Source organism: Thiobacillus denitrificans ATCC 25259 (assembly GCF_000012745.1).
Lineage (GTDB): Bacteria > Pseudomonadota > Gammaproteobacteria > Burkholderiales > Thiobacillaceae > Thiobacillus > Thiobacillus denitrificans_B.
Window position 1 is genome coordinate 2,100,924 of the sequence record NC_007404.1, and the last position, 26,012, is coordinate 2,126,935.

Annotated in this window: 24 protein-coding genes; 17 read left to right on the forward strand and 7 right to left on the reverse strand. The window is 67.4% G+C overall.

Going from position 1 to position 26,012, the window contains the following annotated elements; all coding sequences use genetic code 11:
• Positions 1–112: 112 nt before the first annotated feature.
• Positions 113–2,254 carry a bifunctional metallophosphatase/5'-nucleotidase gene (locus TBD_RS10100; protein WP_011312524.1) on the forward strand — a complete coding sequence of 714 codons (2,142 nt, stop codon included), beginning with the start codon at positions 113–115 and terminating at the stop codon, positions 2,252–2,254.
• A gap of 217 nt (positions 2,255–2,471) precedes the next feature.
• Positions 2,472–3,455 carry a PDC sensor domain-containing protein gene (locus tag TBD_RS10105; RefSeq protein ID WP_041433173.1) on the forward strand — a complete coding sequence of 328 codons (984 nt, stop codon included), beginning with the start codon at positions 2,472–2,474 and terminating at the stop codon, positions 3,453–3,455.
• 20 nt (positions 3,456–3,475) lie between these two features.
• Here TBD_RS10105 and TBD_RS10110 read toward each other — a convergent pair whose 3' ends face one another.
• Positions 3,476–3,946, reverse strand: a complete 471-nt coding sequence (locus tag TBD_RS10110; RefSeq protein WP_011312526.1) for an RrF2 family transcriptional regulator — start codon at positions 3,944–3,946, stop codon at positions 3,476–3,478.
• A 233-nt stretch (positions 3,947–4,179) separates the two neighbouring features.
• Between TBD_RS10110 and rsxA the strand changes: the two genes are divergently transcribed.
• The 9 genes from rsxA to TBD_RS10155 all read left to right on the forward strand — a co-directional run bounded on the left by rsxA (position 4,180) and on the right by TBD_RS10155 (position 12,549).
• The gene (rsxA, locus tag TBD_RS10115) at positions 4,180–4,755 is read left to right on the forward strand and encodes an electron transport complex subunit RsxA (RefSeq protein WP_011312527.1); all 576 of its coding nucleotides are present in this window, start codon (positions 4,180–4,182) and stop codon (positions 4,753–4,755) included.
• The gene (gene rsxB / locus TBD_RS10120; protein ID WP_011312528.1) at positions 4,755–5,321 is read left to right on the forward strand and encodes an electron transport complex subunit RsxB; all 567 of its coding nucleotides are present in this window, start codon (positions 4,755–4,757) and stop codon (positions 5,319–5,321) included. Before rsxA ends, rsxB begins: the two co-directional genes overlap by 1 nt.
• Positions 5,318–6,994, forward strand: a complete 1,677-nt coding sequence (gene rsxC / locus TBD_RS10125; RefSeq protein WP_011312529.1) for an electron transport complex subunit RsxC — start codon at positions 5,318–5,320, stop codon at positions 6,992–6,994. Before rsxB ends, rsxC begins: the two co-directional genes overlap by 4 nt.
• On the forward strand, positions 6,994–8,022 hold the full coding sequence (locus tag TBD_RS10130) for an RnfABCDGE type electron transport complex subunit D (RefSeq protein ID WP_011312530.1): 1,029 nt from the start codon (positions 6,994–6,996) through the stop codon (positions 8,020–8,022). The genes rsxC and TBD_RS10130 overlap by 1 nt, the downstream gene beginning before the upstream one ends.
• A 2-nt stretch (positions 8,023–8,024) precedes the next feature.
• Positions 8,025–8,669 (forward strand): electron transport complex subunit RsxG, encoded by a 645-nt coding sequence (gene rsxG, locus TBD_RS10135; protein ID WP_041432685.1) that lies wholly within the window; start codon positions 8,025–8,027, stop codon positions 8,667–8,669.
• Entirely contained in the window at positions 8,666–9,343 is a 678-nt protein-coding gene (locus tag TBD_RS10140; RefSeq protein ID WP_011312532.1) for an electron transport complex subunit E, read from the forward strand. Before rsxG ends, TBD_RS10140 begins: the two co-directional genes overlap by 4 nt.
• A gap of 27 nt (positions 9,344–9,370) precedes the next feature.
• Complete coding sequence (nth, locus tag TBD_RS10145; RefSeq protein WP_011312533.1) at positions 9,371–10,060, forward strand: endonuclease III; 690 nt, start codon at positions 9,371–9,373, stop codon at positions 10,058–10,060.
• Entirely contained in the window at positions 10,053–10,487 is a 435-nt protein-coding gene (locus TBD_RS10150) for a DUF1841 family protein (RefSeq protein WP_011312534.1), read from the forward strand. The genes nth and TBD_RS10150 overlap by 8 nt, the downstream gene beginning before the upstream one ends.
• A 163-nt stretch (positions 10,488–10,650) precedes the next feature.
• Positions 10,651–12,549, forward strand: coding sequence for a sensor domain-containing diguanylate cyclase (locus TBD_RS10155; RefSeq protein WP_011312535.1), 1,899 nt, complete (start codon positions 10,651–10,653; stop codon positions 12,547–12,549).
• A gap of 6 nt (positions 12,550–12,555) precedes the next feature.
• On the opposite strand, the gene TBD_RS10160 is transcribed toward TBD_RS10155, so the two are convergent.
• Positions 12,556–15,234, reverse strand: coding sequence for a bifunctional acetate--CoA ligase family protein/GNAT family N-acetyltransferase (locus tag TBD_RS10160; protein ID WP_011312536.1), 2,679 nt, complete (start codon positions 15,232–15,234; stop codon positions 12,556–12,558).
• A gap of 105 nt (positions 15,235–15,339) precedes the next feature.
• On the opposite strand from TBD_RS10160, the gene TBD_RS10165 reads away from it, so the two are divergent.
• On the forward strand, positions 15,340–16,263 hold the full coding sequence (locus TBD_RS10165; RefSeq protein WP_011312537.1) for a histone deacetylase family protein: 924 nt from the start codon (positions 15,340–15,342) through the stop codon (positions 16,261–16,263).
• Positions 16,264–16,357: 94 nt separating this feature from the next.
• Here the strand turns inward: TBD_RS10165 and TBD_RS10170 are convergent, their stop codons facing one another.
• Together TBD_RS10170 and TBD_RS10175 are read right to left on the reverse strand one after the other, a co-directional pair.
• Positions 16,358–16,681, reverse strand: coding sequence for a c-type cytochrome (locus tag TBD_RS10170; RefSeq protein WP_011312538.1), 324 nt, complete (start codon positions 16,679–16,681; stop codon positions 16,358–16,360).
• A 9-nt stretch (positions 16,682–16,690) separates the two neighbouring features.
• Positions 16,691–17,026, reverse strand: coding sequence for a c-type cytochrome (locus TBD_RS10175; RefSeq protein WP_011312539.1), 336 nt, complete (start codon positions 17,024–17,026; stop codon positions 16,691–16,693).
• 163 nt (positions 17,027–17,189) lie between these two features.
• Here TBD_RS10175 and TBD_RS10180 point away from each other — a divergent pair, with 163 nt between their 5' ends.
• A complete protein-coding gene (locus TBD_RS10180) occupies positions 17,190–19,052 on the forward strand; it encodes a SulP family inorganic anion transporter (RefSeq protein ID WP_011312540.1) in 1,863 nt (620 codons plus the stop codon).
• Here the strand turns inward: TBD_RS10180 and TBD_RS10185 are convergent.
• The 3 genes from TBD_RS10185 to TBD_RS10195 form a co-directional block, all read right to left on the reverse strand.
• Positions 18,992–19,477 (reverse strand): thermonuclease family protein, encoded by a 486-nt coding sequence (locus TBD_RS10185; RefSeq protein WP_011312541.1) that lies wholly within the window; start codon positions 19,475–19,477, stop codon positions 18,992–18,994. The genes TBD_RS10180 and TBD_RS10185 overlap by 61 nt on opposite strands.
• Positions 19,474–21,129 (reverse strand): DNA repair protein RecN, encoded by a 1,656-nt coding sequence (gene recN / locus TBD_RS10190; protein WP_011312542.1) that lies wholly within the window; start codon positions 21,127–21,129, stop codon positions 19,474–19,476. The genes TBD_RS10185 and recN overlap by 4 nt, the downstream gene beginning before the upstream one ends.
• A 104-nt stretch (positions 21,130–21,233) precedes the next feature.
• On the reverse strand, positions 21,234–22,106 hold the full coding sequence (locus TBD_RS10195; RefSeq protein WP_011312543.1) for an NAD kinase: 873 nt from the start codon (positions 22,104–22,106) through the stop codon (positions 21,234–21,236).
• Between the two features lie 116 nt (positions 22,107–22,222).
• Here TBD_RS10195 and hrcA point away from each other — a divergent pair, with 116 nt between their 5' ends.
• The 4 genes from hrcA to TBD_RS10215 all read left to right on the forward strand — a co-directional run bounded on the left by hrcA (position 22,223) and on the right by TBD_RS10215 (position 25,976).
• Positions 22,223–23,242 (forward strand): heat-inducible transcriptional repressor HrcA, encoded by a 1,020-nt coding sequence (gene hrcA, locus TBD_RS10200; protein WP_011312544.1) that lies wholly within the window; start codon positions 22,223–22,225, stop codon positions 23,240–23,242.
• The gene (gene hemH / locus TBD_RS10205; RefSeq protein ID WP_011312545.1) at positions 23,239–24,342 is read left to right on the forward strand and encodes a ferrochelatase; all 1,104 of its coding nucleotides are present in this window, start codon (positions 23,239–23,241) and stop codon (positions 24,340–24,342) included. The genes hrcA and hemH overlap by 4 nt, the downstream gene beginning before the upstream one ends.
• Before the next feature lie 65 nt (positions 24,343–24,407).
• Entirely contained in the window at positions 24,408–24,704 is a 297-nt protein-coding gene (locus TBD_RS10210) for a c-type cytochrome (RefSeq protein WP_011312546.1), read from the forward strand.
• Positions 24,705–24,716: 12 nt separating this feature from the next.
• Positions 24,717–25,976, forward strand: coding sequence for an NAD(P)/FAD-dependent oxidoreductase (locus TBD_RS10215; RefSeq protein WP_011312547.1), 1,260 nt, complete (start codon positions 24,717–24,719; stop codon positions 25,974–25,976).
• Positions 25,977–26,012 lie beyond the last annotated feature (36 nt).

The window sequence follows — 26,012 nt, forward strand, 5'->3', positions numbered from 1 at the left end:
ATGGTTAATTCGTACCACGCCTGCGGCATAAACGGAATAAACGGGATTTGAGCCCCGTCCTTACGATGTGAGCCCTGTGCCTAGGGTTCGACATCCGAGGGAGGAGAACCCGATGACTACGCACGACGCCGTTAGGGGGCTGGTCGCGCAGCCCCGTGCGCGCAACAAGCGCTTCAACAAACTGTGTGCTGGGACAGTGCTTGCCTCGGCAAGCCTGATTTCGGCGGCCGCCCTGGCAAGCAGCGCGCCGGCGCCCCGCGGCGGTTCGGGCGAAGTCACCCTGATCCACACCGGCGACATCCATGGCCATCTCGTGCCGCGGCCCAATTTGCGCAGTGACGCTCTCGGCTACCGAGGCGTCAGCATGGAAGGCGGCGTAGCGCGCATGTATACCGTCATCAAGGCACTGCGGGCCCTGGCGACAAAGGACGGGGTCGACCGTTCGCTTCTGATCAACACCGGGGATACCCTGCAAGGCTCGGGCGAGGCGCTGTTCAGCCGGGGCCAGGCCATGATCGATGTGCTGAATGCGTTCGGCTTTGTGGCCCACGCGCCCGGCAACTGGGACTTCCTGTACGGCACGGGCCGCTTCGAGGAAACCTTCAAGGGTTCCGCGACCGCGCCGCCGCTGGCGAACTGGAACGCGCTCGCGTCCAACCTCTATTACGCCAACCAGTTCGACGACACCGCCCTATGCGGCGCGAAGGCCACGGATCCCGCGACCGGTGTGCCGCGCCCGCTCAGACGCGTCCTGCCGACACACAGCATCAGGCAGGTCGGCAAGGTGAAGGTCGGCATCCTCGGCATGACGACGGCGCGGGCGATCGCGGCCGTCGGGACAAGCGTCACGCAGAACTACCTGTTCACCGACGCCAAGGCCGAAGTGCCCTGCCTGGTCGATAAGCTGCGTACGGTCGACAAGGTGGACGTGGTCGTGATGATTTCCGAACTCGAGATGGCGCGCGACATCGAGATCGCCGAGACCCTCGCTCCCAGCCCTGATGTGATCCTGAATTCGGACATGCACGAACGCACCACCGCGCCGATCGTCGTCGACCACGCCGACGGCCGCAACACCTTGATCGTGGAGGAGGGTCAGGACGGCACCGCGGTTGGAAACCTCAAGCTTCGGGTCAAGAACGGCAGAGTCGCGGACTGGAGCTTCAAACAGATCATCGTGGCGGAGGGAATCCCGGAGGACAAGACCATTGCCGCCAAGGTCGCCAAGGCGCGCGCGCCCTTCGTGGCGGGAAGCTTCGTGCCGGGCCAGAAAGTCACGGTGGGCGGCAACACCACTGAACTCCTGCGTCCCGTGGACGAGACCATCGCCTTCACCGAAGTCGACCTGCACCGCTCAAATTTCGTCGATGAGGACATGCCGGGGGTGGTCGAAGGCTCCTCCCATAACCTGATCGCGGATGCCATGGCCGCCGTATCCGGGGCCGAAAGCGCCTCGGTCCGGGGTTTCCGCTACGGCACCCACGTTCCCGCAGGCTGGCCCATCACCATGGAGGACATCTACCATTACGTGCCCATCGCGGCCAAGCTGGGGCGAACCACCAAGGCATGCGGCGCCGACCTCAAGTTCGCTATCGAGCAGTCCACTCAAGGTACCTTCGCCTCAGATCCCAGCCTGTGGGCGGGAGGCTGGATGTTCGGCTACAACGGCGTGAGCTTTGACCTCGACGCCTGCGACGGACTCCTGGGTACGACGCCAGCGCCGATCAACGGACCGACCCTCGCGTTCCCGACCCGGCCCTGGGGCACCAACCGCGGCAGCAACATCAAGGTGAATGGCCTGCCGCTCAAGGAGATGGACATCTACGACGGCCGCGCGACCATAGACGGTGCGCCCAACCCGACTTACCAGCAATGTCTGAGCGCAGAGGGTGGTCCGGCCTACGAAGGCTACCGGGTTGCCGGCTACTGGTATGCCGACGACAAAACCACGATCAACAACTGTAACCCCTGCCGCGGCCGCCAGGTCCAGGTCGTCAAGACCGACGGGTCGATCGTCCAGGTCGCAGGCCCGGGCGCATCCGCCACGCTGCCGCCGAGCGAGCAGCTCATGGACATCACCGAAGCCGTCGTCAAGTATCTGCGTGAAAACCTCGGGGGAACGGTGACTGCGGCCAACCTGCCGAGCCACCGCCTCACCGTGAAGCGGCTGCCGACGATCAGCCCAGCTGGCTACAACTTCAAGATGATCCAACCGTTGAAGGGCGCCTCAACGGCAACCTGCCCGACGCTGTAAAAAAGCGTTGCCTCGCACGCCGAATCCGGCCCGGCGCAAGCCGGGATTTTCTTTTGATGTGCAACCGGCGTCAACGCGAGGCGTCAATCGTCTGTCATACTGCCCCGCCATACTCGGCGCGGCTTGCCCCTGCGGGCAAACCCGGTTACCGTTGTCGCAGATGGGCGATAAGCTAAAAATTCCGCCTCTGCGCCCGTCCTTCGCCAGCCAGCCCGACATGCAGCCTCCCGAGCCCGTACCCGCCGCGCGCACCACCCTCCAGGAAAGCGTCGCCCATCAACGTGAGGCCCTCGCCAACCTGCTGCGCGAACCGCTGGCCTTGGCGGCGCAGGCATGCAGCCGGGTATGGGCGAATCGTGCAGCGCTCAATGCGGCCCTGGGCCACGCGCTGGCGGACCTGCCCGCCTGCAAGTATCTGTACGCGCTCGACACCCGCGCGATCCAGCTTTCCGACAACATCAGCCGCGAGGGCCTGATCGAGACGGACTACGGCCGCGATCGCTCCGACCGCCCCTACATGCGTGAAGCGGTGCCGAACCAGGGCTTCCTGCTGTCTCAGGCCTACATTAGCCTGCGCGTCAAGCGCCCTTCGCTCACCGCGATCCAGATCGTGCGCGGCGAAGACGACAAAGCGCTCGGTTTCGTCGGCGCCGACTTCGACCTGCGTGACCTGCCGATCACCGCGAAGCTCTACGACGAGCCGACGTACTGGCGCCAGATCAAGGGCGACCCGGCGATTCGCGGCGCGGTCTTCCACCAGACGCGCAGCGAGAGCCAGATGGATCTCCACGTCGACACCGTGCTCGGTGTGATGACCGAATTGATGGAGGACCACGGCGTCTTCCACGGCAAGCTGCATTTCTCGAGCAGCCGCGCGACGGTCTGGCTCGTCGACGATCCCTACCGCTACCGTCTGCTCGACATCGACGCGCTGACCGACCCCGACACCTGCCTGATCTACCCGCACCATCTCTATCCGGATGACGCGGTCGTGCCGAAGGACAAGATTCGCCCGGTGCTCGACAACCTGCGCGCCCTGCGTTTCATGGACGAAACCTTCTACCTGCGGGCCGGCTCGCTCAATATCTTCAATGGCATGGTCGGCCTCACGTTCTCGTGCGACGGCTCGCACTACCTGCCGTGGGACGAGTTTCTGAGCAAAGGCTACGACTTCTGGGCGAGCGGCAGCACGCTCGGCTGAAACGGCCGCGCGGCGCCGCTTCAGGCCGCGACTTTAGGCTTCTTGGCAGCCGGATAGACCTGGATCGGCGCGGTCTTTTTCCTGCCGCGCCCCCCTCCGACGAGATCCCCGAGCGTCACCTTGTCGAGGACGCCGAGGTAGGCAAGCGTCGCCGAACTCAGCACGTCCTTGAGCACGCAGGCCGGCGAATACAGACACCGGTCGCCCGAGGGGTCGAAACACTCGGCCATGTCGAAGTCGGTCTCGGTGCTGCGCACGACCTCGCCGACCGTGATCTCCGTGGGCTCGCGCTTGAGACGCAAGCCGCCGTTGCGGCCGCGCAGTGTATCGACGAGTCCCGACAGGCCAAGCTGGTACACCACTTTCATCAAATGGTTCTTGGAAATCCCGTGGACCTCGGCGATCTCGGAAATCGTGACCAGGCGATCGCGATGGGTGGCGAGATACATCAGCGTACGAAGGGCGTAGTCGGTATAGGTCGTGAGTCTCATGGCGGCGTCCTGCGGCAGGGGCTGCCGAATCCTGCGGATCGGCAACAAATCATTCATCCATTATATAGGTTAAAGGCTCGCGTCAGCGACCCTGCCCGTGGCGCCTGCAGCGCCGGGAAACCGGGCGTTGCGCGGCTTTCAAGGGGCCGGCTTCACGGGCCGGACGGCGCGCCGCCGCTTGAGTCGCGCGGCCTCCATGGCGGATAATACGACACCCCCTCAGGCCGCACGTTGTGGAAACCTATATCCTCATTCTCATCTCCACGGTGTTCGTGAACAACATCGTGATGGCCAAGATTCTCGGCTTGTGTCCCTTCATGGGGGTGTCGAAGAAACTCGAAACGGCGATCGGCATGGGGCTCGCGACCACCTTCGTGCTGACGCTGGCCTCGGGGTCGAGCTACCTGATCAACGAATACCTGCTCGGCACCGACCTGTTCTATCTGCGCACGCTGTCCTTCATCGTCGTGATTGCGGGCATCGTGCAGTTCACCGAGATGTTCATCCACAAGACGAGCCCGGTGCTGTATCAGGTACTCGGGATCTATCTCCCGCTCATCACGACGAACTGCGCCGTGCTCGGAATTCCGCTCCTCAACGTCCAGGCGCAGAACGGCTTCGTCGAATCGCTGTTCTTCGGCGCCGGCGGCGCGATCGGATTCACGCTCGTGCTGATCCTTTTCGCCGGCATCCGCGAGCGTCTCGACACCTGTGACGTGCCTGCCCCGTTCAAGGGCACGAGCATCGCGATGGTCACCGCGGGACTGATGTCGCTCGCCTTCATGGGCTTCTCGGGCCTGGTCAAGTAATGTTCACCGCAATCTGGGTCATGGTCGGCCTGGCCATCGCGATCGGGCTGATACTCGGCTGGTCGGCGATCCGCTTCAAGGTCGAGGGCAATCCGCTCGCCGAGAAGATCGACGCGATTCTGCCGCAGACGCAGTGCGGGCAGTGCGGCTTTCCCGGCTGCCGGCCCTACGCCGAGGCGATCGCGAAAGGCGAGGCGGACATCAACCAGTGTCCGCCCGGCGGCGAGGAAGGGGTCAAAAAACTTGCCGAACTGCTCGGCGTCGAGCCCAAGCCGCTCGACGAGGCCCACGGCACACCGAAGCCGAAATCGGTCGCCTTCATCGACGAACAGACCTGCATCGGCTGCACGCTGTGCATCCAGGCCTGCCCGGTCGATGCGATCTCCGGCGCAGCCAAGCAGATGCATACCATCATCGCGGACGAATGCACGGGCTGCGAACTGTGTCTCGCCCCCTGTCCCGTCGACTGCATCTCGATGGTGCCGATCGCCGAGGACCTGCCGCACTGGAAATGGAAGCACCCCGTGGTGATGATGAAACAGGTCGGCGAGAGCACACGCGTATGAGCCGTCCGCTGTTCCAGTTCAAGGGCGGCGTGCACCCGCCGGGGCACAAGGCCGAGTCGAACACGCGGCCGATCCACGCGGCGCCGCTGCCGAAAAAGCTCGTCATCCCGCTGCGTCAGCACATCGGAAATCCGGCCAAGCCGGTCGTCAGCGTCGGTGACCACGTCAGGAAAGGCCAGATCATCGGCGAAGCCGACGGCTATATCTCGACGGCCGTGCACGCGTCGAGCTCGGGCATCGTCACGGCCGTCGACCTGCAGCCGGTTCCCCACGTCTCCGGACTCGCCGATCTCTGCGTCACGATCGAAACCGACGGTCGCGACGAATGGGTCGCCCGCGAGCCGCTCGATCTCGGCGCACCGCCCGCCGAGTTGCGCATGCGCCTGCGCGATCTGGGCATCGTCGGCCTCGGCGGGGCGGTCTTCCCGAGCGCCGTCAAGCTCGACCCCGGCGCCGCCCAGGTCTGCCCCACGCTGATCATCAACGGCGGCGAATGCGAGCCGTGGATCACCTGCGACGACGTGCTCATGCGCCATTTCGCCGACGAAATCCTGCAGGGCGTGGCGGTGATGCGGCTGCTCCTCGGCAGCAGCGAAATCCTGATCGGCATCGAGGACAACAAGCCCGAAGCCATCGCCGCGATGCAGGCCGCAGCCGCCAAGCTCGACTTCGCGGTCGAGATCGTCGCGGTGCCCGCGCGCTACCCGGCTGGCGGCGCCAAGCAGATGATCGAGACGCTGACCGGCAAGCAGGTCCCGTCCGGCAAGCTGTCGACCGACATCGGCATCCAGGTCTTCAACGTCGGCACCGCGCGTGCGCTCGCCCGCGCTGCCTGTCACGGCGAACCGCTGATCTCCCGCCTCGTGACCGTCACGGGCCACGTGTTGCGACCACAGAACTTCGAGGTGCTGATCGGCACGCCTATGCACACGCTCATCACGCTCGCCGGGGAGCGCGACGGCAATACCGGCGTGCTCATGGGCGGACCGATGATGGGCGTGCCGATGCCCAACCTCGACGTTCCGGTGGTGAAGGCCACGAACTGCGTCCTTGTGAAATCGAAGGAACTCTTCCCGCCGCTGCCCAAGGCCTTGCCGTGCATTCGCTGCACGCGTTGCGCCGATGCGTGCCCGGCGGAACTGCAGCCGCAGGAACTGTTCCGTTTCGCCAAGGCCGGCGACTTCGGCCGCGCCCAGGAATACCATCTGTTCGACTGCATCGAATGCGGCTGCTGCAGCTACGTCTGCCCGAGCCACATCCCGCTCGTCGATTTCTACCGCTACGCGAAGAGCGAAATCTGGGCCCGCGAGAAGGACAAGCGCGCGTCCGATCTCGCGCGCGAGCGTCACGAGTTCCGCCAATTCCGCATCGAGCGCGAGAAGAAGGAAAAAGCCGAGAAGCTCGCGGCGAAGGCCCAGGCCAAGCGCGCCGAACTCGCCGCGGGCGCCGATACGGCGACTCCCGCCGCAGCCGACGCCGACGCCAACGCCAAGAAGGCGCTGATCGCCGCGGCGCTGGCGCGGGCGCAGGCGAAGAAGGACGAAGTCGCCCCGAAGAACATCGACAACCTGTCGCCCGACACCCGGCACGAGATCGAAGAGATCGAAGCGCGCCGCGCAAAAATTCGCGAACTGGCCCGCCAGCCGCTGGAATCCGAAGAGAAGAATTCCTGATGCCGTCTCCTTACATCCTCGATCGCACGAGCGTCACCGTCGTCATGGCCTGGGTGCTGGCCGCCCTGCTTCCGGGCATCGGGGTCTACGTCTGGCTGTTCGGGCCCGGCATCCTGCTGACGCTGTCGATTGCGACCGTCACCGCCGTCGCGGCCGAGGCCGGGATGCTCAAGGCGCGCGGCTACCCGATCAAGCCTTTCCTCGGCGATCTCTCGGCGGTCGTCACGGCCTGGCTGCTCGCGCTCTCGCTGCCCTCGCTCGCGCCCTGGTGGCTGATCGTCACCGGGACCCTGTTCGCGATCGTCGTCGCCAAGCACCTGTACGGCGGGCTGGGCCAGAACGTGTTCAATCCGGCGATGGTCGGCTACGCGGTGCTGATCGTGTCGTTTCCGGTCCAGATGACGCAGTGGGCGGGCCCGCTCGAACTGACCGCGACGCCGCTCGGGATCGGCCAGAGCGCCGCGATCATTTTCGGCGCGGACGTGCCGAAGAGCCTGCTCGACGCCGTGACCATGGCGACGCCGCTCGACACGCTGCGGACCGGCCTGCTGCAGCAGCACACGGTCGACGAGGTCGTGCGGCAGCCGATTTTCGGCTACCTCGGCGGCACCGGCTTCGAATGGCTGGCCGCGGCCTTCCTGCTCGGTGGCCTGCTGCTGTGGGCCCTGCGCATCATCAGCTGGCAGGTGCCGCTCGCTTTTCTGGTCGGCGTGTGGCTGACCGCCGGCTTCCTGCACTTCTTCGACGCCGGCCGCTTCGGCGCGCCCTGGTTCCATGTCTTCGCCCCGTCGGTCATGCTCGGCGCCTTCTTCATCGCGACCGATCCGGTGTCGGGCGCGACGACGCCGCGCGGCAAGGTGGTCTTCGGTCTCGGCGCCGGATTCCTGACCATCGTGATCCGGACCTGGGGCGGCTTCCCCGACGGTGTCGCGTTCGCCATCCTGCTCATGAACCTGTGCGTGCCGCTGATCGATCAGTACACCCAGCCGCGCGTCTACGGTGAAGTCCGCAAGGAGCCGCGCGCGTGAGCATGAGCGGAGCCGCCCGCAACGCGCTACGCGCGGGCACCGTACTCGTCGTCTTCGCCGTCGTCGGAACCGCGATGCTCGCGTTCACCCACGGCCGCACCGAACCCGTCATCGCCCGCAGCCGGCAGGCCGAACAACTCGCGTTCATCGAGCAGGTCCTGCCGTCCCGGCTCTACGACAACGACCTGCTCGCGAGCGAACGCCGGGTGCCGCGTGACGCCATGCTCGGTACCCGGCGACCCTCGGCGGTCTGGGTCGCGCGGCGAGGCGACGCGTTCGCCGGCGTCGTCCTCGAAGCGGTCGCGCCCGACGGCTACAGCGGGGACATCGGCCTGCTGGTCGGCATCGACGCGGCCGGAACGGTCACCGGCGTGCGCGTCACGGGCCATCGCGAAACACCGGGGCTCGGCGACTACATCGACCGCGCGAAGAGCCCCTGGATCGAGCAGTTCACCGGCAAATCGCTCGACAATCCGCCGCCCCGCGCCTGGCGTGTCGCCAAGGACGGCGGCACCTTCGACACGCGCGCCGGCGCGACGATCACGCCGCGCGCGGTGGTCAAGGCGGTTCGCGGCGCGCTGGAATATTTTGCCCGGCACCGCAAGACCCTCGCGGCGCCGGTGACCCGAGAGGAGAAAGACGCATGATGACCCTGAGCGAATTCCGCAGCCTCTTCCACAACGGCCTCGTCAAGCAGAACACGGGACTCGTGCAACTGCTCGGCCTGTGCCCGCTGCTCGCGATCAGCAACACCGTCGTCAACGCCCTGTCGCTCGGCCTGGCGACGATGCTCGTGATGGCGGCGTCGAGCGGCGCGGTTTCGGCCGCCCGCAATTTCGTTCCGAACGAAATCCGCATCCCGGTCTTCGTCCTCATCATCGCGGCGCTGGTGACCGTGATCGACCTCGCGATGAACGCCTTCGTCCATCCGCTCTACCTCGTGCTCGGCATTTTCATTCCGCTCATCACGACCAACTGCATCGTGCTCGCCCGCGCCGACGCCTTCGCCGCCAAGAACCGGCCGCTGCACAGCGTCGTCGACGCGGTCGCGATGGGCCTCGGGCTGACCCTGGTGCTGATCGTGCTCGGCGCGATGCGCGAGCTCGTCGGACAGGGCACGCTGTTCTCGGGCATCGACCTGGTCTTCGGTGAAGACGCGAAGCAGTTCGTGCTGCATGTGCTGCCCGATTACCGCGGCTTCCTGCTCGCGGTGCTGCCGCCCGGCGCCTTCATTGCGCTCGGCCTGCTGATCGCCGCGCACAACTGGAACAAGGCGCGCGCCGAGCAGCGCGCGCAGCTGACCGTTCCCGCCACGGCTTGAGGCCGGGGCCGATGCCCGTGCCGAACGATGAACGCTGACAAACGCCGCGAGATTTTCCGCCGCCTGCGCGAAGCGAATCCCCACCCGACGACCGAGCTCGAATACGCGACGCCTTTCGAGCTGCTGGTCGCGGTCGTGCTCTCGGCGCAGTCGACGGACAAGGGCGTCAATCGCGCGACGCGCGTGCTCTTCCCGATCGCCAACACGCCTGCGGCGATCCACGCGCTCGGCGAGGCGGGGCTCGCCGACTACATCAAGACGATCGGACTCTACAAAAGCAAGGCGCGGCACCTGATCGCGGCATCGCGCATGCTGCTCGACCTGCACGGCGGCGAAGTCCCCGCCGACCGCGCCGCGCTCGAGGCGCTGCCCGGGGTCGGGCGCAAGACCGCCAACGTGATCCTCAACACCGCGTTCGGCCAGGCGACGATGGCGGTCGACACCCACATCTTCCGCGTTGCGAACCGCACCGGCCTCGCCCCCGGGAAGACCGTGCTCGAAGTCGAAAAAAAGCTGGTCAAGACGACGCCCGCCGAGTTTCTGGTCGACGCGCACCACTGGCTGATCCTGCACGGCCGCTACGTCTGCCAGGCGCGCAGGCCGAAGTGTGCGGAATGCATCATCGTCGACCTCTGCGAGTTCAAGGCCAAGACCCTGCCCGCTGCGCCGCGTGCCTCCGCGCGCAAGAGGCCCGCGACCGAGGCGGCCGATGTTTAACCCGAGCCGCGAGCAGGTGCGCCAGTTCTTTTTCGACGTCTGGGCGAAATACCGCGCCGGACAGGCGCTCGAGGGCGCCGAACGCACCGCGCTCGAGGGCGTGCTCGCGCATCCGGAATACCACGCCATGCTCGAACAGCCCGAGCGCTATCGCGATCGCGACTACCTGCCCGAAGACGGCCAGGTCAATCCTTTCCTGCATCTGTCGATGCACCTCGCAGTCGCCGAACAGGTCGCGATCGACCAGCCGCCGGGCATCCGCGCGCACTACGAGGAGCTGCTCGCGCAGCGCGGCAATGCGATGGACGCCCAGCACGCGATCATCGACTGCCTCGGCGAAATGATCTGGCAGGCGCAGCGCAACGGGGCCGCTTTCGATTCCGCGGCCTACCTCGCCTGCCTCGCCCGCACGCTCGGCCGCGCCTGATCCGCGCACGCTTCATTTTCCCGGAAACCTGCCGTTAAGTTTCCTGGGCAGCACGCGGCCTGCGCCGCACCCGCCCGTCCCCGTCGTCGATCGAGCCGGCGCGCGCCAGCGCGGCCGCACCGCATGGATGACGACTGCGCGTGTTCCATAAGACCGATAACCGATGACTCAGCTCGACCAACTAAAACTCAGTGGGCAGTTGCCTTCGCCGCGCGGCGTCGCGCTCGCCGTGCTCGAGTTGTCGCGGCGCGACAATGCGACGCTCGGCGAAATCGCGCGCGTCGTACAGACCGACCCCGCGCTGTCCGGGCGCCTGATCAAGCTCGCCAATTCGGCTTCGCACATCGCGCGTCCCGTGGTCTCCGTGCAGGAAGCCGTGGTGCGTCAGGGCATGTCGACGGTGCGCCAGCTCGCGCTCGGATTTTCGCTTCTCGATCAGTTCCGGAACGGCGCCTGTACGGCCTTCGACTATCAGGAATACTGGTCGCACTCGCTGCTCATGGCGCTGTCGCTGCAGGCGCTGGGCGCCCGCGTCCACGTCGCGGCGGCCGACGAATTGTTCATCTGCGGCCTGCTCGCGCAAGTCGGGCGCCTCGCACTCGCGACGGCCTATCCCGCCGAGTACGACGCCGTCCTGCACGCCCATCGCACCGATCCGTCGAAGTCGCTGATCACGCTCGAGCGCTCCCGCCTCGAAATCGACCACATCGAACTCGGGATCGTGATGATGACCGACTGGGGCATGCCGCGCGTCTTCACGATTCCGCTCGCGCACTACCAGGACCCGGAATACACGAGCTTTCCGCACGACTCGCGCGCCAACAGCCTCATGCTGATGCTGCGCCTGTCCCACCGGCTGGCCGATCTCGCCTTGGGTAGCGCCGACGGGCGCATGCAGCTGGCGCGCGAGTGGATGACACTCGCGACCGAACTCGACCTCCCGCCGGAAAACGCCGGCAGCTTCATCGACGAGGTGATCGCGCAATGGCACGACTGGGGCGCGCTCCTGAAGATCCCCACCTCGGTCCTGCCGCCGTTCGCCGAGATCAGCCACGGCAGCGCCGAGGCGAGCGACGACGAGGCGCCGCTGCGCATCGTCGTCGCCGACGGCAATGCCTTCACGCGGCGCAAGATCATGGCCTTGCTCGTCGAGGACAGCGGCCACGTCGTCTATCCGGCCGATAACGGCAATAGCGCGCTCGCCCTGGCGATGGAGGTGTTGCCGCACGTTATCATCGCCCACATCAACCTGCCGCTGCTCGACGGACTCGAGCTGTGCCAGGCCTTGCGCGCGACCGATGAGGGCCGTCGCATGCACATCCTGCTGATGTCGGACGAGCACGCCGAGGACCAGCTCGCCCGCGCCTACGAGGCTGGCGCCGACGGCTACGCGCACAGCGCGCTCAGCGCCAAGAGCCTGCGCACGCGGCTGTGCGCGGCGCAGCGCCTGCTGCAACTGCAGAACGCGTGGGAGCGCGACCGCGCGCAGTTGCGCCAGATCGCGGCCGAACTGGCCGTCGCCAACCGCCGCCTCGCCAACGCCGCGCTGACCGACGCGCTGACCGGTCTGCCCAACCGCCGCTCGGCGATGGACCAGCTCGAGCAGGCCTGGAGCGCCGCGGCGCGCGCCGACACACCGCTCGCGGTCATGGTCGTCGACATCGATCACTTCAAGCACATCAACGACACCCACGGACACGCCCTCGGCGACAAGGTGCTGCGCGAGGCCGCGAATGCGCTGCGCGCGTCGTCGCGCCGGGAGGACAGCGTGTGCCGGATCGGCGGCGAGGAGTTCCTGGTCATCTGTCCGAACACCGATCTCGCTGCGGCCATGCAATCGGCCGAACGCCTGCGGGCCACGCTGAGCGCCCGTCGCATCGCCGTGGGCGAGGCCGAGTGCACGATCACCGCGAGCATCGGCGTGGCCGTGCGCGAATACGACACGGCCGACATCGACGGCCTCGTCAGCGCGGCGGATCAGGCGCTCTATGCCGCCAAGGAAGCGGGCCGCAACCAGGTCTGCACCCAGCGCCGCCGGCCGGTCGCGGTCGAAGCGCCGTAGCCGCGCTCAGAGCGCACGCGAAACCCGGCGCACCGCCTCGTCCTCGGGGTGAGGCTCGATGCGAAAGCCGAGGCTTCCCACCAGCTTCAGCATCGGACGGTTGGCCTTCAGCACCTCCCCTTCCATGAGACGCAGCCCGCGGCCGCGCGCGACGTCCATCAGCACGTCCATGAGCTTGTGGCCGATGCCCTGTTTTTGCCAGGCGTCGCTGACGACGAGCGCGAACTCGCACGAGGTCCCGTCCGCATTAACGGCGTAACGCGCGACGCCGAGCTCGACCTCGCGACCGTCAATCTCGGTGAGCGCCAGAAGCGCCATCTCGCGCGTGTAATCGATCTGGGTGAGCCGTGCGAGCGCCACCGGCGACAGCTCGCTCACCGCGTCCATGAAGCGGAAATAGCGGCTCTCCTCGGACAGGCTGCGCACGAAGCCCTGCGTCAATTCCGCGTCCTCCGGACGGATCGGGCGGATCAGCACGTCGTGGCCGCTCGGCAACTGCCAGTGCGTGACCAGATGCGCCGGATACGGATGGATCGCCATGTGGCCATAGCGATCGGCCGAGGGCACGCGCGGCGCGATGACGATGCGAGCGTCGAGCGCGAGCGCGCCGCCCTCGTCGACCAGCAAGGGGTTGATGTCGAGCTCGGCGAGCCAGGGCAATTCGCAGACCATTTCCGAGAGCCGCAACAACACGTTTTCGAGGGCCGCCATGTCGACCGGCGGGCGGTTGCGAAAACTTCCGAGCAGGGTCGCGACGCGGGTACGGCGGATGAGGTCGCGCGTGAGGTAGGTGTTGAGCGGCGGCAGCGTGACCGCCCGGTCCTGGAAGGCCTCGACGTCGACGCCCCCGGCGCCGAACACGATCACCGGGCCGAGCACCGGATCCGAGGTCATGCCGAGCAGGACTTCACGCGCGTGCGGCCGCGTCACCATCGGCTCGATCACGATGCCCTCCAGCCGCGCCTCGGGCCGAAGCCGCTTGACGTCGGCGAGCATCTCGCCAAAGGCCGAGCGCACCGCGTGCCCACTCGAGAGCCCGAGACGCACGCCATTGACGTCCGATTTGTGGGTGATGTCGGGCGAATTGATCTTCATCGCCACCGGAAAACCGATCTGCTGCGCGGTCAGCATCGCCTCCATCGGGTCGCGCGCGATCAGCGTCTGCGCGATCGGAATGCGGAAGGCCGACAGCAGCGCCTTCGATTCGACCTCGTTCAGCAGATGACGGCCGTGGGCGAGTGCGCTCTCGATGATCAGGCGCGCGCCTTCGACGTCGGGCTCAAGCTGGTGCGAAAGCGGCCCCGGCGTCTGCATGAGCTGGCGCTGGTTCTCGTAGAAGGCCGCGAGGAAGGAAAAGACCTCGACCGCCGGCTCGGGCGTGGTGAAGTAGGGAATGCCCGCCTGCTTGAAGCGCTGGCGTCCCTCGTGCACCTGCGCTTCACCCATCCAGCAGGTCAGCACGGGCTTGGGCGCCTGCTTGGCAACGTCGATGACCGCGTCGGCGACCGCAGTCGGCCGGGTCATCGCCTGAGGCGTCAGCATCACGAGCACGCCGTCGACGTTGTTGTCGTGCAGGCAGGCGCCGACGGCTGCACGGTAGCGCTCCGCCGTCGCGTCGCCAATGATGTCGAGCGGGTTCCCGCGCGACCAGGTCGCCGGAAGCACCGCGTCGAGTTCCGCGATCGTCGCCGGCGAAAGCTCGGCCATGCGTAGCCCGACGTCGACGGCGAGGTCGGTCGCCATGACGCCCGGCCCGCCGCCGTTGGTGACGATCGCGAGGCGATTGCCGGACGGCTGGATATGGGTCGCGAGCGCGCGCGCGGAGGCGAAGAGCTGCAGGATCGTGTTTACGCGGACGACGCCGGCGCGCCGCACGAGCGCGTCGAAGACGGCATCGGAGCCGACGAGCGCGCCGGTGTGCGACTGCACGGCGCGCGAGCCGGCCTCGTGCCGCCCGACCTTGACCATGACGATGGGCTTGAAGCGGGACGTCGCGCGCAGCGCGCTCATGAAGCGGCGCGCGTCGCGTATGCCCTCGATGTACAGAAGAATGCCCTTGGTCTGCCGGTCGTAGGCGAGGTAATCGAGGATTTCGCCGAAATCGAGGTCGGCCGAGGCGCCTGTCGACACCACGCTCGAAAAGCCGATGCCGTTGGCTTCGGCCCAGTCGAGCATCGCCGTGCACAAGGCGCCCGACTGCGAGACCAGCGCGAGGTCGCCGGCCTGCGTCGCGCCCTGGCTGAAGGTCGCGTTGAGGCCGATGGCCGGGCGCTGGATGCCGAGGCAGTTCGGGCCGATGAAGCGAATTCCGTGCTGCTTCGCGACGCGCTGCAAGCCCGCCTCGAGTTCAATCCCCTGCGTGCCGGTCTCGGCGAAGCCGGCCGACAGCACGATCGCATGGCGGATGCCGCGCTGCCCGCATTCTTCGAGTATCGCCGCCACGGTGGTGGCCGGCGTTGCGATCAGCGCGAGTTCTGGCGTGGCGGGCAATTCGCTCGCCCGCGCATAGCAGCGTTCGCCAAAAATCTCCGCATGCTTAGGGTTGATCGGATAGACCTCGCCTTTGTAGCCGGCGTGGCGCAGGTTGCGGAACAGCGTCCCGGCGACCGAGTCTTCACGCTCGCTGGCGCCGAAGACCGCGACCGAGCTCGCGTTGAAGAGAGGTTCGAGATAATGCTGGGGCATGGCGTGGCGGTCCGAAGAGGCGTGGCGGCGCTTGGCGCGGTGAGCTCATCCTAGGCCACCGCCTGTGCCCGCGCCACCTGTCGTATAGTGGAGAAGAACGCCGCCATGCACACCGCCTACCTCACCCACGCCGATTGCCTGATGCACGACATGGGCAGCTGGCATCCCGAAAGCCCGGCCCGCCTGCGCGCGATCGACGATCGCCTGCACGCCGCGCACCTGTTCGATCATCTCGCGCATCACGAGGCACCGCGCGTGCAACGCGCGCAGTTGCTGCGCGTGCACGACGCGGCTTACGTCGACTTCATTGAGGCGAGCTCGCCTGAACACGGCGTGCGCGCGCTCGACGCCGACACCAGCATGAATCCGCACACGCTCTCCGCCGCGCTGCGGGCAGCCGGCGGCGCCGCGATGGCGGTCGATCTCGTGATGGGAGACGACACCGCGAACGCCTTCGTCGCCTGCCGCCCGCCCGGCCATCACGCGACGCGGAGGCGGGCGATGGGCTTCTGCATCTTCAACAACGTCGCGGTCGCGGCGGCCCAGGCGCTCGACGTCCACGGACTCGAGCGTGTCGCGATCGTCGACTTCGACGTCCATCACGGCAACGGGACGGAGGACATTTTTCGCGACGACCCGCGCGTGATGCTGTGCTCGACCTTCCAGCATCCCTTCTATCCGTTCGCCGGCGCCGACACGGCCAGCGCGCACATCGTCAATGTGCCGCTGCCGGCCGGCACCGACGGCGCACGCTACCGCGATGCCTTCCGCGCGCAGATCGTGCCGCGCCTCGACGCCTTCGCACCGCAGATGCTGTTCTGCTCGGCCGGCTTCGACGGCCACCGCGAGGACGACATGGCCCAGTTCGGCCTGCTCGAAGCCGATTACGTCTGGATCACCGAACAGGTCATGGCCGTCGCGGCGCGCCACGCGTGCGGGCGCATCGTCTCGGTGCTGGAGGGGGGCTACGACCTGAGTTCGCTCGGCCGCAGCGCCGCGGCGCACATCAAGACGCTCGCAGCGCTCTGAGCGCGGGCCTGCACAACCGGCGCGTCGCGTGCAACCCGCAAAAAAAAAGCGGGCGCCCGCTGGCGCCCGCTTGCCTTCCGCGAGAGGGCTCGGCTCAGTATTTCACCCGGAGCCCCTTCTGTTCCGCGAAGTAGGCGGCGAGATCCGCCATGTCGGCATCGGAGAGCGTCTTGACCTGCTCCGCCATGATCGGATTCTTGCGCTTGCCGGAACGGTAGTCCTGGAGCGCGTGATACAGATAGTCCCTGTGCTGGCCGGCGAGCTTGGGAAAACCGGCGACGGTGCTGTCTCCGCCGACGCCGTGGCAGGCGGCGCAGGCCTCGGCTTTCGCTTTACCTGCCGCGGCGTTGCCCTTGCCGGCGTGGGCCATCGAGACGCCGAAGACGAGCGCGGCGGCGATGATGAGGGGTGTCTTCATGAGGGCTCCTTAGTCGGCCGGGCCGTTGTAGGACGAGGCATAGTAGGCGGCGATATCCTGCATGTCCTGCTCGGACAGGCTGCCCGCGATGCCGACCATGCTTGGATGGCTGCGTTCCCCGCTCTTGTAGGCCTTGAGCGCCGCCACGATATAATCCGCGTGCTGTCCGCCCAGTTTGGGCACGCTGTAGACGCTGGGATAAGCCGTCCGCCAGCCCGGAATGCCGTGACACCCGGCACACATTGACGTTTTGACCTGTCCGGCCTTGGGATCGCCGGCCGCGTGCGCCGGCACGGCCAGGCCCATCAGCACGGACGCGCACAGCGACATCGTGATGGTTCTCATCTTGCTCGCTCTCTCCTCGGTGGTTGATCGTCCTTGCCCCGTCTGGCGCGGGTTGACACGATTATAGAGCGCGAAGGGCCGGCCGGGTCGTGCCACCGTGGCAAAAAATCCTTTTATGACAATGGCTTATAACATTATTCCCTAATATTCTTCTGGAGTCCGCGTGATCGATCTCAAGGCCTGCCCGCTGTGGCTGTATCGGCTGCTGCCCTTTCTGCGCTGGTGGCCCAACGTCACGGCGCATACTTTCAAGGCCGACAGCGTCGCGGCGCTGACCGGGGCGCTGATCGTCCTGCCGCAGGCCGTCGCTTTCGCGACGATCGCGGGCCTGCCGCCGGAATACGGACTCTACGCGGCGATGGTGCCGGCCGTCGTCGCGGCGCTTTGGGGGTCGAGCTGGCATCTGGTATCGGGACCGACGACCGCGATCTCGATCGTCGTCTTCGCCGCGATCAGTCCGCTGGCGGAACCCGGCAGTCCGCAGTTCGTCACGCTGGTGCTCACGCTGACCTTCCTCGCCGGCGCGATCCAGCTGGCGATGGGCCTCGCCCGTCTCGGTGGCCTCGTCAACTTCATCTCGCACACGGTCATCATCGGCTTCACCGCGGGCGCGGCGATCCTCATCGCAGCCAGCCAGATCAAGAATTTCTTCGGCCTCGACATGCCGCGCGGCGCGCATTTTCACGAGGTACTGATCCACTTCGGCTCGCATCTCACCGACATCCAGCCGTGGGTCGCGACGGTCGGTGCGGCCACCCTCGCCGCCGGCATCCTGGCGCGGCGCTATCTGCCGAAGCTGCCCTACATGATCGTCGCGATGGTCGTCGGCAGCGTCACGGCGGCCGTGCTGAACGCACGCCTGGGACAGGAGGCTACCGGCATCCTCACGGTCGGCGCCCTGGCGGCGTCGTTTCCGCCGCTGTCGATGCCCGATTTCTCGCTCACCGCGATCAAGCAGACGATCTTCCCGGCGACGATCATCGCGGTGCTCGCGCTGACCGAGGCGGTCGCGATCGCCCGTTCGGTCGCCACGCGCTCCGACCAGCGCATCGACAGCAACCAGGAATTCGTCGGCCAGGGCCTGTCCAACCTCGCCGGCAGTTTCTTCTCCGGCTACGCGTCAAGCGGTTCGTTCAACCGCAGCGGCGTGAACTACGCGTCCGGAGCGAAGACCCCGCTCGCCGCCGCGATGTCGGCGCTGTTCCTGCTTCTCATCGTGCTGCTCGTGGCGCCGCTCGCCGCCTATCTCCCCGTGCCGTCGATGGCGGCAATCCTGTTCATCGTCGCCTGGAGCCTGATCGACTTTCACCACATCGGCGAAATCGTCAAACGCCACAAGCGCGAACGGGTCGTACTCGCGCTGACCTTCGTCGGAACGCTGGTCGACCTCGAAAAGGGCATCTTCCTCGGCATCCTGGTGTCGCTGCTGTTCTACCTCTACCGCACCTCGCAGCCGTCGATCCGCGAGCTCGTCCCCGACCCGGCCGAACTCCGCAATCCGCGCCGCAAGTTCGTCGCCAAGACGCCCGACACCGCGACCTGCCCGCAGATGCCGATCCTGCGCGTCGAAGGGTCGATCTTTTTCGGCGCGGTCGAGCACGTGCAACGGCATTTCCGCAACGTCGACGAAGCCGACCCCGACAAGAAGAACCTGCTCATCACCGCGCGCGCGATCGGCTTCATCGACCTCGCCGGCGCGGAGATGCTCGCCAAGGAGTCGAACCGACGGCGCAAGCTGGGAGGCAATCTCTACCTTGTCGGTGTGCAACCGGATTTCTGTGAAATGCTGCGCCGCAGCGGGCAGGTCGACACCGTCGGCGAAGACCAGATCTTCCGCCACAAGGGCGAAGCGCTGCAGGCGATCTACCCGCGCCTCGACAACGAGATATGCCGCCGCTGCACGGCGCGCATTTTCGACGAATGCCACGTCGCCCTGCCCGACGGCACGCCGCGCGCCGTCGCCGATCAGCGCGAGGCGGAAGCGGCTCTGGCGCGCCTCCACGCCCAGGGCGCAACCGCGTCCTGATCCTGCCAGAGACCACGACGTGCGCGCCGCGCCTCGCGTTCGAGTGCGCGCACCCTGCGGTCGCGCGACGACGCCCAGGCGTGGCCCGCGCGTACGAGTTCGGCGTTGACCGCCAAGGCATCGACCGCGAGCCTCCCGAGCTTGCGCCCGTAGACGTCGGTCGCGACGATCTCGAGGCTCCCGTGGCGCTTGAGCGTGAGCGACTCGAGCGCATCGGTCGCGACATCCCCATGCGCCTGGTCGGCCTCGGGCGCGTCGATGTCGACGAGGCGGACCTTGAGGAAGGCGCGCGACGCCGCGCCATAGGAATCGGGCCGGAACAGCACGGTGTCTCCGTCGATCACGACGACGACCCGGCCCGCGATCGTCTCCGCCTGCGCCAAGGCCGCGGCAAACAGCAGGATCAGGCCGAGCAGCGGTCTCAACCCGCGAGCATCTCCGCAGCGTGCTGGCGCGTCGTCGACGTGATCCGGATGCCGCCGAGCATGCGCGCGATTTCCTCGACCCGCGCCGCCGCGTCGAGCGACTCGATGTTCGACGAGACGAATCCGCCCTTGGCCTGCTTCGCGACGCGCAGGTGCCGGCTGCCGCGTGCGGCGACTTGCGGCAGGTGGGTGATGACGAGCACCTGGCGCGTTTCGCCGAGGCGGGCGAGGCGGCGCCCGACCGCTTCGGCGACGCTACCGCCGATGCCGACGTCGACCTCGTCGAAGATCACCGTCGGCACCCCGGCGACCCCGGACAGGGCGGTCTGGATCGCGAGGCTGACGCGAGAAAGCTCGCCGCCCGAGGCGACCTTGGCGAGCGGCCCAGACGCGATGCCGGGGTGGCTGGCGACGAGAAACTGCACGTCCTCGAGTCCGTGCGCACGCGGCTCGCTCGACGGTACGAGCGCAATCTCGAGCCTCCCGCCCGCGAGCGCGAGTTCCGCCATCGCCGCGCTGACCTGTCCCGCCAGGGCATCCGCCGCGCGGCGCCGCGTGCGCCCGAGCTTTCCGGCCAGATCGCGGTACTGCGCCCAGGCCGTGTCTTCTTTCGCCTGCAATGCCTCGACGTCGTCGTCGGCGCCGAGTTCGGCGAGCCGCGCCATGAACTGGTCAAGCAGGGGCGCGAGCGCGCCGGGCTGGACGCGGTGCTTGCGCGCGAGCCGGTGCATGTCGGCGAGCCGGCGATCGAGCTCGGCAAGCCGTTCCGGATCGAGGCTCAGCGTATCGGCGTAGCGGCGCAGATCGAGCGCGGCCTCCGCGACGTCGGCGCTCGCGGCTTCGAGCAGCTGGGCGACGTCGCCCAGGCTCTCGTCGAGCGCACGCATCTCGGCCAGCCGTCCGCTCAAGCCGGCGAGCACGCCTGATATCGACGACTCGTCCTCGTCGAGGCCGCCGATCAGCGCCTGGCTACCCTCGAGCAGCGTCGTGACGTGCGCCAGGCGTCCGTGCTCCGCCTGGATCTCGTCCCAGCGCGCGAGATCGTCGCCGAGCGCGCACAACTCCTCGACGGCGAGTTGCAAGCCTTCGCGTTCGATCTGCCGCGCCTGCCCGTGCGCCGCGGCGTCGTGGCGCTGCTGCCGCGCCGCCTGCCAGGCGTGCCAGGCGGCGCCGACCGCGGCCGCCTGCTGCTGCGCGCCGGCGTAGGCGTCGAGCACGTCGCGCTGGGTCTGCGCGCGCAGCAGCGCGTGGTGCGCGTGCTGGCCGTGAATGTCCAACAGGAACTCGGCCGCTTCCTTGAGTTGCGACAGCGGCGATACGCTCCCGTTGATGAAGGCGCGCGAACGGCCGTTCGCCTCGATCACACGGCGCAGAATGAGAACGTCGTCGTCGGCCGCCACGCCCGCCGCGTCGAGCCATCGCGCAAGTTCAGGCAGGCCGGCGATGCTGAATTCCGCGGCGATTTCCGCACGCGCCGCGCCCTGGCGGACGACCCCACCTTCGGCGCGGTCGCCCAGCGCCAGCGCCAGCGCGTCGACCAGGATCGACTTGCCGGCGCCGGTTTCACCGGTGAGCACGGTCAGGCCGGGACCGAAGTCGAGTTCGACCGCTTCGACCAGCAGGTAATTGCGAATGGAGAGGTGGGACAGCACTCAGCAGTCTCCCTGCGGCCGACGTCCGGCCAGCTTTGCGGCGCCCGCATCGCAGCCGGGCACCGCGTGCGCGCAAGGATCGCTCGGGACGGCCATCTTCTCGCTCAGAGCTTCTTGCCCCAGTGCAGCTTCTGCCGCAGGGTGTCGTAGTAGCTGTAGGAATGCGGATGCAGCAGCGTGATCGGGCGGTTCGCCCGCGTGATCCAGACGTGGTCGCCGCTTTGCAGGTCGAAGTGATGCTGGCCGTCGAAGTGGACGCGCGCGTCGTCGGCGTAGGTCAGGTGCAGCTCGATGCGCGAACGGCCGCTGACGACGATCGGCCGCGCCGACAGCGTATGCGGGCAGATCGGCACGAGCGCGACCGCTTCGAGGGTCGGGTGCACGATCGGCCCGCCGGCGGACAAGGCATACGCGGTCGTTCCGGTCGGGGTCGTGACGACCAGGCCGTCGGCACGCTGGCTGTAGACGAACTCGCCGTCGATCGCGATTTCGAGGTCGATCAGCCGCCCCGAGCCGCCCTTGCCGACGACGACGTCGTTGAATGCGGTCGCCTCAAAGACCCGCTCGCCGCCGCGCAGGATCTGTCCCTTGAGCAGGATGCGTTCTTCGGCGACGTATTGCCCGCTCAGGATCTCGTCGACCGCGTCGTACATGTGGTCGACGGTGATGTCGGTCAGAAAGCCGAGCCGGCCCTGGTTGATGCCGATCAACGGCACGCCGTGGGCCGAGAGTTCGCGCGCGATCGAGAGCATCGTGCCGTCCCCCCCCAACACGACGACGGCGTCGCTCTCGGTCGCGAGGTCGTGCAGGTTGCGCGTCGGGAAATCGGTGATGCCGAAATGTTCCGCCGTCTGGCACGCGAGCACGACGGCGTGCCCGCGTCCGCGCAGGAATTCGGCAAGCGCGCGGACCGAGGCCTCCATGCCCTGGTTGTCGTATTTGCCGACGAGGCCGACGGTGTGGAAAGGAATCTGCATGGGGAAGGATTATAAAGGGGCCGGACGAGGATTCCGGACCCGCGCGTGTGCCGCCTCGCTGGCCGCGGCCGAAGCGGGTCTGACCGGAGCCGCCGTCCCTAGATATAATCTTCCGCATGCTCAATGACCGTGCCCGCATCCTGCTCAAGACCCTCGTTGAACGCTACATCAGCGAAGGCGAGCCGGTCGGGTCGCGGACCCTGTCGAAGCACGCCGGGCTGGATCTGTCGCCTGCGAGCATTCGCAACATCATGTCCGACCTCGAGGAGATGGGCTTCGTCGCCAGCCCGCACACCTCGGCGGGCCGGGTGCCGACGCCGCGCGGCTACCGCTTCTTCGTCGACACGCTGCTGACCGTGCGCCCCCTCGACCAGGTCTCGGTCAATCACCTCGAGAACAGCCTCGCGGCCTCCGACCCGCAGCGGCTGATGACGGCGGCGTCGACGCTGCTGTCGGATCTGAGCCAGTTCGCCGGGCTGGTCATGACGCCGCGACGCAATCCGGCGTTCCGCCAGATCGAATTCCTCACCCTGTCGGACAAGCGCGTCCTGCTCATCATCGTCACGATGGAAGGCGAGGTCGAGAACCGCGTCATCGTCACCGAGCAGTCCTATAGCGCGGCCGCGCTGACCGAGGCCGCCAATTACTTCAACCAGAATTTCGCCGGCCACAGCTTCGACCACGTGCGCAGCAAGCTGCGCGACGAACTCGGCCGCATGCGCGACGACATCACGCGACTCATGGCCGCGGCCGTCGACGCCGGCACCCAGGCGCTCGATGCGAGCCAGGACAACGTCGTCGTCTCGGGGAGCCGCAAGCTGCTCGACGTCGAGGAGCTGTCGAGCAACATGCGCAGCCTGCGCCGCCTGTTCGACGCCTTCGAGAAGAAGACCGGCCTGCTGCAGCTGCTCGACCAGTCGCGCAGCGCGGCCGGCGTGCAGATCTTCATCGGCGGCGAGTCCGAACTGCTGCCGCTCGACGAATGCAGCCTCGTCACCGCGCCCTACTCGGTCGACGGCGTCGTCGTCGGCACGCTCGGCGTCGTCGGCCCGACGCGCATGGCCTACGAGCGCGTCGTGCCGATCGTCGACGTCACCGCGAAAATCCTCTCCAGCGCCCTCTCCCAACACAAATGAAATACGCCGAAGAGCCCGAATACGCGCACGGAACGCCGCTGTGCGCAGGCGTCCTGCTGGTCAATCTGGGCACCCCCGAGGCGCCGACGGCCGCTGCCCTGCGGCCTTATCTCAAGGAATTCCTGTCCGACCCGCGCGTGGTCGAAATCCCGCGCGCGCTCTGGTGGCTCGTGCTGAACGGCATCATTCTCAACACCCGGCCGCGCAAGTCGGCCGAAAAATACGCCGCGATCTGGACCAGCGAGGGGTCACCGCTGAAGGTCCACACCGAAAAGCAGGCGAAACTCCTCAAGGGCTGGCTCGGTGAGCACGCCGCCGCGCCGGTCGTCGTCGACTACGCGATGCGCTACGGCCGGCCGGGGATCCCGGAGGTTCTCGCACGAATGAAGGCCGCCGGCTGCGACCGTATCCTCGTACTGCCGGCCTATCCGCAATACGCCGCGTCGAGCACGGCGACCGCGTTCGACGCGGCGTTCGACTGGCTGCGCAGAACGCGCAATCAGCCGGCACTGCGCACGCTCAAGCACTACCACGACCACCCCGAGTACATCCGCGCACTCGCCGCCAACCTGCGCGACTACTGGCAGATGCACGGCCGCCCCGACGTCCTCGTCATGAGCTTCCACGGCGTGCCGCGCTACACGCTCGACAAGGGCGACCCCTATCACTGCGAATGCCAGAAGACGGCGCGCCTGCTCGCCGCCGCACTCGGCCTCGAGCCGGGTCAGTTCCGCGTGACCTTCCAGTCGCGCTTCGGCCGGGCCGAATGGCTCAAACCCTATACCGACAAGACGCTCGAAGCGCTCGGCCGCGAGGGCGTCGGACGGGTCGACGTCGTTGCGCCGGGTTTCACGGCCGATTGCCTGGAGACGCTCGAGGAACTCGCGATGGAGGGACGCGCGAGCTTTCTCGCCGCCGGCGGCAAGGAATTCCACTACGTCCCCGCGCTCAACGAGCACCCGCAATGGATCGCCGCACTCGGCAGGATCGCGCTCGCCAACCTCGCGGGCTGGCTCGACGAGGGCTGGACACCCGACGCCGACGAGGCGTCGCGTCAGCTCAGCAGAAGCCGCGCGCTCGCGCTGGGCGCGCAACGCTGAGAAATACGCTATAAAAAAACCTGTCCGCGCCGCGGGCCCCTCGGAAGCCGAACCGACCAACCCAAATGACGCCGTCCTCCGCCGTCGCAAGCTGTCTGCTCCTCGCCCTGTCCGGCTTCGCGGTCGCTGCCGACCGTCATACGCTGACGATCGCGGCGACCTGCATGTCCTGCCACGGCCCGGACGGACGAAGCCTCGGCGAGATCCCGCGACTGGATGGCCTGAGCAGGACCGAGTTCGTCACGGCCCTACGCGATTTCCGGTCAGGCGCGCGCCGCGCGACGATCATGCAGCGCCAGGCGAGCGGCTACACCGACGCCGAAATCGACGCCCTCGGCGACTACTTCGCCACCCTGAAATAGGCTTGCGCGTTCATGCACCTCGACCGGCGTGACTTTCTCAAGCTTTCCGCGGCGACAGCCCTCGCGGCCCTGCCGGGCTGCGCGTCGCTGTCCGGCACCGCGCGCCCTCGGGTGGTCGTGGTCGGCGCCGGCTTCGGGGGCGCGACCTGCGCCAAATACCTGCGCAGGTGGGGCCCCGCGCTCGACGTGACCTTGATCGAGCCGAACGAACGCTTCGTTTCCTGTCCGATCTCGAACTGGGTGCTCGGCGGCCTGCGCAGCATGGACGACATCACCCACGGCTACGGCGGCCTCGCCCGCCACGGCATCACGCTGATCCGGGATAGCGTCGTCGCGATCGACCCCGACACACGCACGCTGCGCACCGCTCAGGGCCTGCAAATCGGCTACGAGCGGCTCGTGCTCGCGCCCGGCGTGGAACTTCTCACCGATTCGGTGCGCGGCTTCGCCGACGCCGAGGCGGCCGGCAGGGTCGTTCACGCGTGGAAGGCCGGCGCGCAGACCGCGCTGCTACGGCGCCAGCTCGAAGCCATGCCGGACGGTGGGACCTTCATCGTGTCGATTCCGGCGGCGCCCTACCGCTGCCCGCCCGGCCCCTACGAGCGTGCATGCCTCGTCGCCCATTACTTCAAGCAGCGCAAACCGCGCTCGAAGATCATCGTTCTCGACGCCAATCCCGATATCGTCTCGAAGAAACCGCTCTTCACCGACGCCTGGAACACGCTCTATCCGGGGATGATCGACTACCGCCCCAACAGCCCGGCGCTCGTCGTCGACGCGGCGAAGATGACGGTCTCGACCGACTTCGAGGACGTGCGCGGCGACGTGCTCAACATCGTGCCGCGGCAGCGCGCTGCGGCCGTCTGCGACCTCGTCGGCGCGCGCAACGACGGCAACAAGACGTGGTGCACGGTCGACTTCGCAACGTTCGAGTCGACCGCGGCACCCGGCGTCCACATCATCGGCGACTCGATGGCGTCGCCGCTGCCGCGCTCCGGCCACATGGCGACCAACCAGGCCAAGGTCTGCGCCGGCGCGATCGTCGACCTGCTCGCCGACCGCGCGCCCGACCCCGCGCCGGTCATCGCCAACACGTGTTATTCCGCAACGTCCGACAGCACGGCGGGTTATGTCGCGCACGTCTACCGTCTCGTTCCCGGCAAGGGTTACGTCGCCGCGCCCGAGGGCGGCGCAACCACGACAGGCGACGCGCGGAACTTCCGCTACGCCGCCTCGTGGGCGAAGAACATCTGGGCCGAAATGCTGAGTTGAGCGCAGCGTGCCTGGCCGGGCGGGGCACGGCCCTGC

Excerpts from the sequence above, each read along its gene's own strand:
- TBD_RS10130 (WP_011312530.1), top strand. The coding sequence starts at position 6,994 with ATGCCGTCTCCTTACATCCTCGATCGCACGAGCGTCACCGTCGTCATG.
- TBD_RS10195 (WP_011312543.1), bottom strand. The coding sequence starts at position 22,106 with ATGCAGATTCCTTTCCACACCGTCGGCCTCGTCGGCAAATACGACAAC.
- TBD_RS10210 (WP_011312546.1), top strand. The coding sequence starts at position 24,408 with ATGACGCCGTCCTCCGCCGTCGCAAGCTGTCTGCTCCTCGCCCTGTCC.
- rsxC (WP_011312529.1), top strand. The coding sequence starts at position 5,318 with ATGAGCCGTCCGCTGTTCCAGTTCAAGGGCGGCGTGCACCCGCCGGGG.
- TBD_RS10160 (WP_011312536.1), bottom strand. The coding sequence starts at position 15,234 with ATGCCCCAGCATTATCTCGAACCTCTCTTCAACGCGAGCTCGGTCGCG.
- hrcA (WP_011312544.1), top strand. The coding sequence starts at position 22,223 with ATGCTCAATGACCGTGCCCGCATCCTGCTCAAGACCCTCGTTGAACGC.
- TBD_RS10140 (WP_011312532.1), top strand. The coding sequence starts at position 8,666 with ATGATGACCCTGAGCGAATTCCGCAGCCTCTTCCACAACGGCCTCGTC.
- TBD_RS10165 (WP_011312537.1), top strand. The coding sequence starts at position 15,340 with ATGCACACCGCCTACCTCACCCACGCCGATTGCCTGATGCACGACATG.
- hemH (WP_011312545.1), top strand. The coding sequence starts at position 23,239 with ATGAAATACGCCGAAGAGCCCGAATACGCGCACGGAACGCCGCTGTGC.
- TBD_RS10150 (WP_011312534.1), top strand. The coding sequence starts at position 10,053 with ATGTTTAACCCGAGCCGCGAGCAGGTGCGCCAGTTCTTTTTCGACGTC.
- nth (WP_011312533.1), top strand. The coding sequence starts at position 9,371 with ATGAACGCTGACAAACGCCGCGAGATTTTCCGCCGCCTGCGCGAAGCG.
- rsxB (WP_011312528.1), top strand. The coding sequence starts at position 4,755 with ATGTTCACCGCAATCTGGGTCATGGTCGGCCTGGCCATCGCGATCGGG.
- TBD_RS10155 (WP_011312535.1), top strand. The coding sequence starts at position 10,651 with ATGACTCAGCTCGACCAACTAAAACTCAGTGGGCAGTTGCCTTCGCCG.
- TBD_RS10170 (WP_011312538.1), bottom strand. The coding sequence starts at position 16,681 with ATGAAGACACCCCTCATCATCGCCGCCGCGCTCGTCTTCGGCGTCTCG.
- TBD_RS10105 (WP_041433173.1), top strand. The coding sequence starts at position 2,472 with ATGCAGCCTCCCGAGCCCGTACCCGCCGCGCGCACCACCCTCCAGGAA.
- TBD_RS10175 (WP_011312539.1), bottom strand. The coding sequence starts at position 17,026 with ATGAGAACCATCACGATGTCGCTGTGCGCGTCCGTGCTGATGGGCCTG.
- rsxG (WP_041432685.1), top strand. The coding sequence starts at position 8,025 with ATGAGCGGAGCCGCCCGCAACGCGCTACGCGCGGGCACCGTACTCGTC.
- TBD_RS10215 (WP_011312547.1), top strand. The coding sequence starts at position 24,717 with ATGCACCTCGACCGGCGTGACTTTCTCAAGCTTTCCGCGGCGACAGCC.
- TBD_RS10100 (WP_011312524.1), top strand. The coding sequence starts at position 113 with ATGACTACGCACGACGCCGTTAGGGGGCTGGTCGCGCAGCCCCGTGCG.
- TBD_RS10110 (WP_011312526.1), bottom strand. The coding sequence starts at position 3,946 with ATGAGACTCACGACCTATACCGACTACGCCCTTCGTACGCTGATGTAT.